Here is a 13332-nt window from a genome sequence, read left to right on the forward strand (position 1 = left end):
TGCTCCGGACATTCCAAACTCACCGTGGCGCCTCTTGGGCCGCAACTATTGAAATCGCCCGGTTTGCTGCGACATCCGTACCATACTACCGTGGCGGCGCACGGCTAAAACGGGCAGTTCGATCGGACCGTTGGCCTGTATATATTTTACGATTGGAAAGCCGCCGACCGGTTCTCGATTGACATTTCGTCGCTGAGCTTCCGGAGCGAGGATCGGACAAATAAATGACGATTGATGAGTTGAACATACCCGGCGTATTGCTGATTACTCCGAAGCGGTTTTCCGACAGCCGCGGCTGGTTTTCGGAAACGTACAGTGAGAGGGCGTTCAGGGAACATGGGCTGGAACTGAACTTCGTGCAGGACAACCACTCGCTGTCCCTGATGGCAGGAACGATTCGCGGCTTTCACTTGCAGACAGCGCCCCATGCGCAGGCCAAACTCGTGCGCTGCATCCGAGGCCGCATTCTCGATGTCGCGGTTGATTTGCGAATCGGCTCCCCGACCTACGCCAGGTATGCCTGCGCCGAACTGTCGCCGGTTGATGGCAGGCAGCTTTTCATTCCGGTCGGATTTGCGCACGCATTCCTGACCCTCGAGCCCGAGACCGAGGTCATTTACAAGGTGAGCGATATTTATGCTCCGCAATGTGAAGTAGGCATCCGATGGGACGATCCCACGATCGCGTTTCCGTGGCAGATTAAACAGGGCCCGTTTCTGTCGCGGAAAGACGAGAACTTGCCTGAACTCCGCGACGCTTTGAAAGTGAGCTAACGCGTCAAGTTCGCGCCGATTGCGGCCCGCCGCGATCAGGTCCTCGCGATTCTCTCGACGCGCACGCCGGTCCTAAGACTGTTGGAAAAAAGGTCATGGAACTTCACAGTGCCGATCGTGCCGACGACTCAACGATCGATTTAGGCGTGCTTCGACTGGAGCGCGTTGTTCTCACAACCGTCCTTCTTCTCCTGATATATGTTTTGACCTTCCTGGCCGTATCGCGGCTGGGTCTCGCTCACGGACGCCCCATTTTTGCCTTTGCTTTGGCGGGTGCGGCAGGCTGGGTGTTCCAACAATGGGTTTTGCCACCGCAACTCGCCAAATCGACGCTGGATAGCCGAGCGCTCTTGGCATGCTTCCTCATTGTTGGCATCCCCGGAACCGTTTTATTTGTCGTTACCTCGCCGGGTTACGTTCTGGCCGGAAACGATCCAGTCATCGTGCCAACTCTCGCCGATGGATTGCTCTCGCACGCCACGACAATGGATATCTACCGCCCGGGAGATTCCGGGTATGCCTATCCGCCCGGTTATCCGATTATATTTTCGAACATCAGCAGACTGGTCACCCCTCTACAAAGCCTGTTCGTCTTCAAGATGTTGTCGGTCGTTCTGGTGACGCTGCTCCCGATCGGTTGGGCCTGGACAGCTTGCCGGATTTTCCACCTGCCGATACCGTTCTGGTTGACTCTGATGTTGTCCTACGTTGCTGTGTTTGGACTGGAACGGTCAGCTACATTCACGCTGCAGTATGGAAAGAATGCGCAGCTTCTGGCCGGAGTCTTATTCCCGTTTCTGGCCGGGTTGCTGCTGATCGCAGCAAGGAAAAACATCGGAATTCCCTTCGCCGTTGCGGCTTTCGCCGGTGGGATACTGCTCCATTATTCGATGTTCTATTTGGTCATCACATTCCTGGTGGCCTACGTTCTCGTGCATTTTCCCCGTCAACGGGACGAGTGGATCGTCGCTCTGCGACTGGGCCTTATCGGACTGTCGTCCTTCGGTGTGTTCGTGCTGTTGATGAAGCCGGCGCTCAGCGATCCGCGCGGCAGCAGTTTCGGTACGCCCCACCCGGTGCAAGCAATTCGGCAGATCGTCGATATCCTGTTCAGCGAATATGACGAAATACTGTTCATCTTTAACGGTCCGTCCTTCCCGCTCTGGCACTCGCCCTACAGGGGAATGTTGCTCGTCGGCTGCATCTTAATTTGTTTAGCCGCGGCCAATTTGTTGCGCGGAGTACATACGCGCGCATCGGCGTTGCCACGTATGGCCGGAGTTTGGGGTATAATGTGGCTGGCCGGAATTGCGTTTGCGACAGGTGCTTTCCCGGTCGGGATCACGCCCGACTTTACGCGCTGGTATCTGATATTTCCGCAAGCGGCCTTGATGTTTTGTGCCTTGTGCGCAGTCGCCTTTTTCGCGATTGGCGAGGGCCGAGCAGCACGGGCGGCAAGCTGGGCGTTGGGAGGAGTGGCCGCCCTGGCGGCTGTCCTGGCAGCCGGCGACCTTGTGCACGTTGCCGGCGTTTACCAGAAGGAGCGCATTTCGCGTTCCGACCTGACGAATGTCCGGGATGTTTTCGGCGGCAAAGAACCCTGTTTTTTGATTACGGAAAGTCACACCATGGTCGATGGCCTGCTTACCGTGCAGCATTATAGACCGCTGGAGTACGCGGAAATTCTGACCGGCTGCCGGATAGCGAACGGTTCTTTCGTTCGGCGCGGAGTTCCACAGGGTCGGGAACTGAATGGACTGCCGACCGCCGAGGCGCTTGCAGCGCTGCCGACCGAAGCGAATATTCTGCTAGTTGTACCGCAACCCACTGAAACACTTTATCAGGCAGCGATTCCAGGCGTTGAGTTCGTGCGTCAGCAAACACCAATTGGACCATTGCCGGTATGGCGCATCCGGCGGCCGTGATCTGACGCGCGGCGAGTCGCACCTGTGCTTCACCGCAGCACTCTTGTTTGATGCTGGAATTTTGGTAACTTTTCGCCGCTTCATATTGGTCCTCGAACTTTGCCGGTTCAAAGTGACCCGCCTTTATGCTCCGCCATGTGAAGTAGGCATCCGATGGGAACGATCCCACGATCGCGTTTCCGTGGCAGATTAAACAGGGTCCGTTTCTATCGCGGAAAGACGAGAATTTGCCAGAGCTCAGCGATGCTTTGCGAGTGAGCTGATGCGTCAAACTCGCGCCGGTTGCGGTCTGTCGTGGAGGGCGGCAATCGACAGAAATGCCGCCACGACCGCCAGGTAAATCGCTGGCGCGGCATAAAGGTCATTCACCGCCGGCAGCGAACTGGCTTCGATCAGCGCCAGTATAACGACACGCGTGGCAACGAGCGCCCACGCCGCGAACGCCGCCACCAGCACTGCGTCAAGTGCCCGCGCTCTGACGGCGCGGCAGATCGCTATTGCGGCGGCGAAAAGACCGGCAAATATCAGTGGTGGCATCAGAATCTTGTAAATTCGAACCAGCCACAGCCGTACGCGGCCCGCGAACGTCTCCCCCGGGTTGATAAGTCTGCTCGCGTTCGCGCCGGTGACCGAATCGACATAAAGCACGGCGCTGCCGGAACTGGCCTCCATCGGGCGGTCCCGATCGACGGTAATGCGAACGTCCTGATGACCGGACGTCGGCGCAGCGATCGTGCAAGTATTGGGACAGCGAAATGACATCTCATATCGGTTTTGGTCCGCCGAGGGGTCGGAAAAATGTTGCTGAAGATCGGGGCTGGCCAGCCTCGTAGTGGATGACGGAATTTCGACATCCTGTTCGGCATAGGCCTTGAATGCCGGCCAATCGGATGAATACGGATCCCGAAACCAGCCTCGCACCGTCATGTCATAGCTACGCTGAACCGGAGTGTCGATGCGCGGATTGTGGAGAAACGTTAGATACTGCTCGTCGCTGCTTTTTATGAACGACGGGTAGACCACAGCCGGCATCGGTGGACGGAAGAAAATGATCCGGTCGATGACGGCGAGCAGTGCGCCTGGAATGGCGGCCCTGTCTCGCGCAGTCAACGGCGGCATATAGCTCAACCATCGGTGATGGCAGCGCAGCCTGCCATCAGAACATGCGGCGACTATCGCACTGACGATTTTTCCAAAATTTTCCGATGCCGCCGCCGGAGTCCGGTAAAATTTGCTTTCGGCCGCGGCGTCGCGCAAAGCCCACATGAACCAGCCGCCGGCGATATCGCCGCAGGTCTCGCGGTAAATGGAACATCCGGCCTTATTCCACCTGGCGAAAATCAGCTGGCCCGGAGCCAGCGCTGCGCTCAACGGGGCGAATGCAGGACTGACTTTCGCAACCTCTGCACGCACGGTATTGGAAACCGGCACGTATGGAATGACAGGACCGGCATCGACATCTTCCAGCGCCTCAAGTGTGGACTTGAAATTGCGCTCCTTGAAGTCAACGCCGACGAACGATCCATAGGCGAAGTGATTACCGGTCATGAAGGCCGCATTTACCGCGACAAAACCGATCGCCGTGACGCCGATATTTCGTGCAAGAGCCAGCAATTCGCGCCGTTGTCTTCGGTGGATCAGAATGGCTCCGGCGGCCAGCAACCCGAGGCCTGGAATAAGCCAGACGCCTTCCTCGCGGGTCAGCCATGCCCAGCCAAGGATCAACCCGGCAAAACCGGCGACAAGCGCCGCGCCGAATCCCCCGCGCGGCGGCGCAAAGAAAACGACCGCGAGGAGGGAAAATACCAGCAGCGTCTGCGCCCAGTAGATCTGGTCCCGGACCACTCTCAGAAGTTCGGGCATAAATCCGACAGGATAGAAAGTAAGGCTGACAAACGTCAGCGCGGCGATCGCGTGCGAAGCCGTCAACCGATACACGGCCCATGCCGTCACCACGATTGCCGCAAACTGAAACAGGGCGTGGGTCGCCGAGACCGGCAACCCCGACAGACCGGACAGAGCGAGAAACACGGGATAGCCCGGTCCCTTCATCAAAGTGAATTGATTGAATTCGCCCAGCCAACGTCCGGAGGCGAGGTTTGCGGCAAGACGCATGTAAAGGCCATCATCATGGCCGGCGCCGGGCAAAAACAAAATGGGCAGATTGAGAACGACGATAAACCTGACGATCGCCGCCATGCAAAGACCGATCAGAAGAACCGTTGAGAGTTTCCGCGGTGCTGAATAGTCGGTGGTCGTCAGTCCCGATGACATAAGCTTTGTATCCCAGGTTCAACAATGAAACTCGCCGCAATTTGGCAGACGAAGCGTCCAGCCTATCGGTGAAATGAAGAGCGGCGCGTCGGGATTTTTCTCATGGTTTTTCGCTTGCTCGCTCCACTCGGGAGCGGAAGATTCGAATACGTAGGCAGTCCGTACGAGAGCTGTTTTGCTGCGGGAGCGCAAGCAGCTCCACGAAGGCCAGAAGCGCGCCAACCGCTGCAGGATTGGACGGATCAAACATTCGAATAAGGCATAAACAGCGGAGATCTGGCCAGGCCGAGCTTGTGCAACCGAAACATGGCTGACGTCGCCAGGACGCCGAGGCCATATACAACGCTGCTGTGAAAATTGATCGATGAAGCCTCGGCAAAATACCGGGCCGGACACGAGATTTCTCCGGGACGGAGGCCGAAAAACACTGCCTGACACACCATCTGGCTGTCGAACACGAAATCGTCGGAACAGCGATGATAGGGAATAGCCATCAATGCTTTCCGGCTCCAGCATCGGAATCCCGTATGATACTCGGACATCTTTTGTCCGATCAGAATATTCTGCAGCAAGGTCAGCACACGGTTGAAAAAATATTTGTACCGCGGCATTCCGCCGGCCAGCGCCTGGTTTCCCAGAATTCTCGAACCGAGCGCAAAATCGTACTCACCCGACGCCACCATGGCGGCGAGCGCAGGAACCAGCCGCGGCGAATATTGGTAGTCGGGGTGCAGCATCACCACGATGTCCGCACCTCGCGCGATGGCGGCATCGTAGCAGGTCTTCTGGTTGCCACCATAGCCCATGTTGCGGGTGTGAAGAATGGTGTAGATACCGAGCGAACGAGCGACGCGCTCGGTCGCGTCGGTTGAATAGTCGTCGGTCAATATGATGTCGTCGATCAGCTCTTTTGGCAGACTGTTGAACGTCTTCTCCAGGGTCGCGGCGGCGTTGTAAGCCGGCATGATCACCGTGACTTTCAGACCGTTCAGCATATCGCCCCGACAAACCCAAAAACACGCTTACGCACATGTTCTACCCGTCTCCGCCGAGGGAGAGGTTCTGGATATGCTTGCTGGATGGCGGAAATGTCGTTCGAAATCAAGGGAGATTCTCGTGATCCAGGGTATCCTGCGGAGGATTCACCGGGATCAAGGTATCGTCGATCCGATTCCACTGCCGGCATGGACTTTTCGTTGATGACAGATCGTTTTTCGCAAACGGCGCAACAGCAGCCCGGCATTGAGCTTACGATTCTTATGCCTTGCTTGAACGAGGCAGAAACCCTCGCGCTCTGCATCAGAAAAGCCAGGCTCTTCCTGGACGAAAGCGGGGTTTCGGGCGAGATCCTGATCGCCGACAACGGGTCGACGGATGGCTCCCTTGAAATAGCCGAACGGGAGGGAGCACGTACGGTCTCGGTACCGCAGAAGGGGTATGGCTCAGCCCTCTGGGCGGGCATTGCCACAGCATCGGGCCGCTACGTGATCATGGGCGACGCTGACAATTCCTATGATTTTTCAGCGCTGATGCCGTTCGTCACCCTGCTGCGCGAGGGAAACGATCTCGTCATCGGCAATCGCTTCAGGGGCGGCATTACTCCCGGAGCAATGCCGTTGCTGCACAAATATCTCGGAAACCCGCTGCTGAGCCGGATCGGCCGGCTCTTTTTCGGAATTGGCATCGGCGACTTTCACTGCGGGCTGCGCGGCTTTCACCGCGATCGCATCCGTCAACTTCAACTGCACACCTCGGGGATGGAATTCGCCAGCGAGATGATCGTCCGATCCGCATTGAGCGGCTACCGAATTGCCGAGGTGCCGACGACCTTGAACAAGGATGGCCGATCCCGGCCGCCGCACTTGAGGACATGGCGGGATGGATGGCGCCATCTGAGTTTTCTGCTGCTATACAGCCCCCGATGGCTGTTCTTCTATCCGGGCGTGGCGCTTGTTCTATTCGGCGTTTCTGCAACGGCGCTCACTTTTCCCGGTCTTGTCATGATCGGTGGCGTCGGATTTGACATCCACACCTTCGTCATCGGCTGTATTTCGATCGTTATCGGCACCCAATCGATCAGCTTTTCCGTCATTACGCGTCGCTTCGCGACGCTGCGCGGTTGGCTGCCCCCGGGGAATTTTTCGGATTCCCTGACATCGCTGACGCTCGAACGCATGTTGCTGATCGCAGCAATACCGGCCTTGCTCGGCGCCAGCGGTCTCTTCTACTGCGTGGCCAATTGGGCGTCGACGGGATTTGGCGCCTTGCAATATGCCGAGATGCTGAAATTGCTTATTTTGTCAATGACGGGGCTTGCTGTCGGGGCGCAACTCGCTCTTACGGGTTTTCTGTCGGCAATGATCGACATTCCTTCTATAAACTAGCTGGCGCGATTCCGCCGGACGGCGTGGCGCGCTGGGAAAGCCTACTCGCTTGAAGAGCACAGAGGGGTCACCTAAGGTTGCACGAATGGTTGAGGTAAAGAAGCGCGCATTGGTCACGGGAGGCGCAGGCCAGGACGGATGGTATCTCATCGAATTGCTGCTGGCCCGCGGCTATGACGTGTTCGCCCAGTCCAGGAGCCCGATCGACCCGCGGATTCATGACGGTCGTGTCAGCTGGCATACCGGCGATCTCACGTCCGAATTGTTTCTCGGCGAGCTTCTCGCAACCTCGGCTGCCGATGAGATTTACAATCTGGCTTCCGTATCGCGGCCGGCGCAGTCCTGGGACATTCCGATCGAGACCGCACGGTTGAATGGCCTGGTGCCGCATCGGATCTGTGAATACATCCGGCGTGAACGTCCGAAATGCCGCCTGTTTCAGGCCTCGTCCTCGGAGATTTTCGGCGATACCGTCAGTCAATTTCAGACCGAGAGTACACCGATCAACCCGAAATCGCCGTACGGCGTCGCGAAAGCCTACGCGCATCAGATCATCGGGGCTTACCGCGAGCAGTTTGGCTTGCATTTATCCTGCGCGATTCTGTTCAACCATGAAAGCCCTCGCCGTCATCTCGGCTTCGTGTCGCAAAAGATTGCGCATGCCGCCGCCGCCGCTTCAATCGGGCTGACTGAAACGCGAGAGTTGGACGAACGCGGCAGGCCGATCCTTTTCGACGGTAAACTTCACCTTGGCGACATCAACGTCCGCCGCGATTTTGGTTTTGCCGGTGATTTTGTCGAAGTGATGCAACTCATTGTCCAAAACGATATCCCGGCTGACTACGTGGTAGGAACCGGTCTGGCTCATTCGATAGCGGAATTCTGTGAAGCGGCCTTCAATGTCGGAGGGCTTGACTGGAAACAGTATGTAGTCGTCGATGAATCTTTGGTCCGCAAAGTAGACAGCCATTTCACGCGCGCCGATTCGTCGAAGCTTCGGTCTCAACTCGGATGGCGACCGAAAGTCGATTTTCCGGCGCTGGTTACAATGATGGTCGAAGAACGAATTCGACTTTTGAAGCTCTCGCAATCCAGGCAACCGGCCGGTAAATAGACCATCCAGATTGACAACGACAGATCAAGGATCGCCAGATCCTGCGGCAAAGCCCTTTATGCACATAGGCTTCGACATCTCGCAAACCGGATCCCAAAAGGCCGGCTGCGGCTATTATGCAGATGCCTTGATCAAGGCGATGATGACCGTTGCCCCGCAAAACCGGTATTCCCTGTTCCCAAGCTTCGGCGATTTTTTCTTCGATGCCCAAATGCCCATTTTGACTCCCTATCGCGGCGCGCAAGTACATTACGGCCCGCGGCATCTCACCCGGGAATCCGCCCGCAACTTCTGGAACGATGCCGAACTGGAAAAAGCCATCGGTCAGCTGGACATTGTCCACTGCAATAATTTCTGGGCCCCGATCCAGATTTCATCGAGCCGTGTTATCTATACGATCTACGACCTCGGATTCGCTGCCAACGCGGATTGGACGACGGAGGCAAACCGCGTCGGCTGTTTCGATGGCGCGTTTCGCTCGTCGGTCGGCGCCGATTGGGCCATCGCCATTTCGGAGAATTCCCGGCGGCACTATCTGAATGTATTTCCGCATTTTCCGGGAGATCGCGTGCGCGTCGTTTATCCGTGTTCCCGCTTCACCGACCTGACGCGGCAAGGCTCGCCGCCGGCGGGCATGAAAGACCATCGGAGCGATGAATTCTGGTTGAGCGTCGGAACGATCGAGCCGAGAAAGAACCAGCGTTTGCTGGCGAAAGCCTATGCCCGGTATCTCGATGCCGGCGGCAGGCCGATGCCGCTGGTGTTCGCCGGGGGCAGAGGGTGGATGATGGAAGATTTCCAGGATTACCTCGCCGAGCTTGGAATCTTGAATCACGTTGAATTACCGGGCTACGTCACCGATGACGAAATGATCTGGTTGTATCGCAACTGCCGCTTTTTCAACGATCAGCGATAACAGTTGGGTGACGTCGTTGCAGCAGGGTGACATCCAGAGATCGCTCCCCTTGCGTATTCTTCATGCCTACAAGGTCTACTGGCCAGATGCCGATGGGGGCATTCCCTCAGTCATGTTCTGCCTCGCGCAAAACACGGATCAGGCCTTTCATTCCATCCTTTCAGCGCGCCTTTGCGGGCTAGGCCACAAATACGCAATGAATGGCGTGCCTGTTGAAGCCGTGACTTCCCTCGGCACCGTGCATTCGATGCCGATGGCGCCCGGATATTTTTCGGCGTTCTTTCGGTCGGCACGGATCGCCGGCATAGTGGTACATCACGCGCCCTTTCCGCTCACCGATGCCGCCATCTTGTTGGGTCTGCCATCCGACGTCGCTGTCATCGTATATTGGCACGCTGACATCATCGGTCGCTCGCTGTTCAAACGCCTGGTCAGTCCGATCCTGCGTCGCGCGCTGGCACGGGCCGATAAAATCATCGTTTCCGGGACGGCCATGTTCGAAAGTTCGGATTTGCTAAAGCCATTCGCCGCAAAATGCGAGGTGCTTCCTTACGGGGTGGATCTCGATTACTGGCGAACGCTGGACACCGACGACGTCGCAGCAGTCGAACGAATAAAACAGCAATATCCCAGACACATTGTGGCTGTGGGGCGCCTGGTCGGCTACAAGGGCTTCGATGTGCTAATCCGCGCGATGCGCGATGTCGATGCGCACGCGACAATTGTCGGCGAAGGACCTCTGCATGGCGAACTGAGCCGGTTGGCAACGGAGCTGGGAGTCTCCACTCGTGTTCATTTTGCCGGCCGCCTGGAGCGCCGCGACATCAAGAGACTGTTCCATTCCGCGCGGATATTTGCCTTCCCGTCCGTCAATGACGCCGAAGCATTCGGAATTGCCCAGGTCGAAGCAATGTCGACGGGGTTGCCGGTCGTCAATGCGAAATTGCGCACGACCGTTCCCTGGGTCGCACGGCACGATCAGGAAGCCTTGACGGTCCAACCGAACGACGCCGGTGCCTTTGCGCAAGCGTTGAATTCCCTGCTGGATCAGCCGGCATTGGCGCAAAGGCTCGGCGCCTCGGCATACGCCCGGGCAACCAACGAATTCGATCAGGATATTTTCCGCGCCCGAATGACGGCGGTGTATCACAACGCCATGCGAGCCAGAGAGGCTGTCAGGTGACCTGCCGCGGGGGTTTCGCTGGCATCGCTTATCACGTGTCCTGCGAGGACGCCGAGAATTCAAACTTGCGACCCTGCGTGAGATAGAGATCGTCGACGTTCAGTTTCCCGCTCGGAGTAGCCCAACCTTTTCTTATGAACACAATTGCCGGAAATATCCGGATGCTCTCGATAGCCTGCCGTAATTCGCGCATGATCAGCTGACTCATGGGCCGGCGCTGATGCACGAAACGTGAAGTTGTTTGAAACTCTCCCGGCCAATGCGCCCAGCCCCAATCCTCAATCACATAATAGCCGCCCGGCCTCAGTCGTGGAAAGCATATCTCGAATGACGCCCGTGTCTCAAAATAGAGATGGGAAGCGTCGTCGACGATTAGATCAATCGCTTCAGTGCCGAATTCGCGGGAAAAAATCTCGTTCAATTTCGCTTCGTCATTCTGCGATGTATTGTAGTAGATCGATATCGAGCGACCGATCGGGTTTTCCGAAAGGATTTTGTCCAGCGCCGGTACCGGATCACAAATATCGACACCAACAAGCTTTAGCGGCCTGAAAATGGATGCAAAGAGCAACGCCGATCCGCCCTGAAAGACGCCCAACTCGACTATGTTGTCTACCTTCTCGCGCTCCAGAATCTGGGCGTATTTTTCAAGAAAATCCGGCGCCTTCAGTGCAACCACGGCCTTCTCATCGGTCCTGAGATCACGTCTTCCCAGCGCATTCTTGTACGAGATTCCGTCAAGCCGGAAATCCTCCGTGTTTCGCCATTCTATGCTGCGAACCCGATCTATCGGCGACATTCGAACTCCGGATGTGGACGCTGGGCTCATCGAACCAGGGCAGGCCCCTTAACGTTAGGCAAGCCTAGAATATTTCGTCGGGACTGTCAGTTCCGGCACAAGGTCGCTCCATGTCGGGATAAGGCTTTTCGACGCCGGCCGGAGCGTTGTCGACGGTAGGCTTGACCGAAGCGATGACGGAGTTGCCGGATTTATCAGTGGCGACCGTGGAAAGAAGGGCCGGTTCGGGTACAACCGCTCCACCAGCAAGGATTGTCGGCTATAAAGTTAAGTAGTGCGTCGTACTTCGGTGACGAAGCGATCAAGACGTTTTCGAGGGCGCCCCATGAACCGAATTTCGACCTTGCCCCGATATCTGCAAAAGCACTGAAGAAACCTCCGCCAGCTTGCTTCCATTTGTGGAGGTAAGTCGTATACGCAGCGCCCATGCGGGGGTCCTGGTTTGCTGCTTCGTATAGCGCCGTAGTGAGCGCATCATCCGAATCCACGAGGGATTGCCCGCCCTCGTACGCTATCAGGTCAAGACCGTAGGAGTTGGCATTTGCTTTTTGAGCCGTTGTCCAATCGATCGCCTGCTGGATCATGCCTGTCGGGTATCCGCCGGGCCAGTCCGGATCCGCGCCGCCTTGATTGATCTCCTGAAACAGCCGTATCAGGCCGCCGTCCGGGTCACGGGTCCATGAGTCCGGAACAGTGTATCCGAAGTACGGGCCAATTGCGACGGCGCCAATTCCGTAATTTTTTCCGCAAGGCCCGCCGGACCATAGTGAACAATCCAACGCCACTTGCGTATTTGCGACATCGCGCGCTTCCGTGGCCAGCACACAAATCACCCGGTTTGCATCTGTTCTCCAGGCGTCTGTCCAACTCCGACAGATCTGAGCCGTACGCATGCCGTAGTAGTTGCGGTTAGCCTGAAAGGGACTGGAGTAGCTGGGAAATGAAGCTTCGCCCTGGCTTGTTACGAAACTCGATTGCGAAAACCGGTCGTACCACGTCTCGTTGCTGTACTCGACGTACACCTTCTGATCAGGATCCAGATGGTCGTGAACGTAGGTTGCAAACCGGGTGATGTAATCATCGGTGGCCATCGCCGGCATGTTGAACCAGCCATCGGCGTGCACCTTGTTCAGAACAGACACCATGACTTCCAGCGGAGCACCGTTGGCGCTCCAAAACACGTTACTGGGAGTCGGCCGCCCGGTCCACGTCGACTGAGTGCTATTGTTGGTGCGCATCCAAGCCATAAAGCGCAGCAGGCGGAATGGCTGGACACGGTTGATGAAGACAGGATTCAGAATCTCGCCGGAGTCGAGCAAAGCTTCGTTGGGCGCGTACACGACGCGGATGTTGCGGATGTAATCACCCGTGTGACCTGGGTCTGTCGATTTAATCTGGAGAAAAACGCCCTCGCGGCTCGCTGTCAGGTTGATAACATCGCGGCCCGGGAAATGGGAAACCAGCGTGGCATAGTTATACGCGAGAGTTCCAGTACCTTCATACAAGACAACGTAATCCCCGGCGGGATAATACGGGCTTGGCAAGTCATGCAGCAACGGCGTTTGAATCGTCGTGAAAGTGACGGGACCACCGACAGGTCCAAGCATGGAGGTTGGATAGCCGTCAGCGTCGAGCTGCAGAAGGTTTTCTTCGCCGGTATCGTAGATGGAGTCAGCAGAAGTAACCCACGATCCAGTCTTCATGATATTGAGGAAAGGCTGCTCGGAGGCGTAGAAGGCGATACCGTTTAGCTCAATTCCAAGAGGAGATCCTGTGTTGGCATAGGTGGCGATCGGAGATGCCGAAACGTCAGCGTTGGCAGGTGTTGAATCCGCTCCGCCTCCCTCACCTTCCGCAACGCCGGCAAACGAGAGCGACGAAATGATCAGGATAATGGAGGTTACGTGCACGCTACGGCGAATATTCATAACTCACTCATGGATGGATTCGATACTCTTCGATCC

10 protein-coding genes are annotated in these 13332 nt (G+C 56.8%); 6 read left to right on the forward strand and 4 right to left on the reverse strand.

The window, feature by feature from the left end; all coding sequences use genetic code 11:
- Positions 1–224 precede the first annotated feature (224 nt).
- Entirely contained in the window at positions 225–773 is a 549-nt protein-coding gene (gene rfbC, locus E7813_RS03515; RefSeq protein WP_291570933.1) for a dTDP-4-dehydrorhamnose 3,5-epimerase, read from the forward strand.
- Positions 774–868: 95 nt separating this feature from the next.
- Entirely contained in the window at positions 869–2698 is a 1830-nt protein-coding gene (locus E7813_RS03520; protein WP_291570935.1) for a hypothetical protein, read from the forward strand.
- A gap of 267 nt (positions 2699–2965) precedes the next feature.
- Here E7813_RS03520 and E7813_RS03525 read toward each other — a convergent pair whose 3' ends face one another.
- Positions 2966–4897, reverse strand: coding sequence for a hypothetical protein (locus tag E7813_RS03525; protein WP_291570937.1), 1932 nt, complete (start codon positions 4895–4897; stop codon positions 2966–2968).
- 317 nt (positions 4898–5214) lie between these two features.
- On the reverse strand, positions 5215–5967 hold the full coding sequence (locus E7813_RS03530; protein ID WP_291570939.1) for a glycosyltransferase family 2 protein: 753 nt from the start codon (positions 5965–5967) through the stop codon (positions 5215–5217).
- A 93-nt stretch (positions 5968–6060) separates the two neighbouring features.
- On the opposite strand from E7813_RS03530, the gene E7813_RS03535 reads away from it, so the two are divergent.
- The 4 genes from E7813_RS03535 (at position 6061) to E7813_RS03550 (ending at position 10569) form a co-directional block, all read left to right on the forward strand.
- Complete coding sequence (locus E7813_RS03535; protein ID WP_291570940.1) at positions 6061–7356, forward strand: glycosyltransferase family 2 protein; 1296 nt, start codon at positions 6061–6063, stop codon at positions 7354–7356.
- Positions 7357–7405: 49 nt separating this feature from the next.
- Positions 7406–8470 (forward strand): GDP-mannose 4,6-dehydratase, encoded by a 1065-nt coding sequence (locus E7813_RS03540; RefSeq protein ID WP_291570942.1) that lies wholly within the window; start codon positions 7406–7408, stop codon positions 8468–8470.
- A 211-nt stretch (positions 8471–8681) separates the two neighbouring features.
- Positions 8682–9386 (forward strand): glycosyltransferase, encoded by a 705-nt coding sequence (locus tag E7813_RS03545; protein ID WP_291570944.1) that lies wholly within the window; start codon positions 8682–8684, stop codon positions 9384–9386.
- A 49-nt stretch (positions 9387–9435) separates the two neighbouring features.
- A complete protein-coding gene (locus tag E7813_RS03550; RefSeq protein WP_291570946.1) occupies positions 9436–10569 on the forward strand; it encodes a glycosyltransferase in 1134 nt (377 codons plus the stop codon).
- A 31-nt stretch (positions 10570–10600) separates the two neighbouring features.
- On the opposite strand, the gene E7813_RS03555 is transcribed toward E7813_RS03550, so the two are convergent.
- Together E7813_RS03555 and E7813_RS03560 are read right to left on the reverse strand one after the other, a co-directional pair.
- Complete coding sequence (locus E7813_RS03555; RefSeq protein ID WP_291570947.1) at positions 10601–11368, reverse strand: class I SAM-dependent methyltransferase; 768 nt, start codon at positions 11366–11368, stop codon at positions 10601–10603.
- A gap of 194 nt (positions 11369–11562) precedes the next feature.
- Positions 11563–13296 carry a hypothetical protein gene (locus tag E7813_RS03560; RefSeq protein WP_291570949.1) on the reverse strand — a complete coding sequence of 578 codons (1734 nt, stop codon included), beginning with the start codon at positions 13294–13296 and terminating at the stop codon, positions 11563–11565.
- Between the last annotated feature and the right edge of the window lie 36 nt (positions 13297–13332).

It is taken from the genome of Bradyrhizobium sp. (assembly GCF_004799405.1).
Taxonomy (GTDB): Bacteria; Pseudomonadota; Alphaproteobacteria; order Rhizobiales; family Xanthobacteraceae; genus Bradyrhizobium.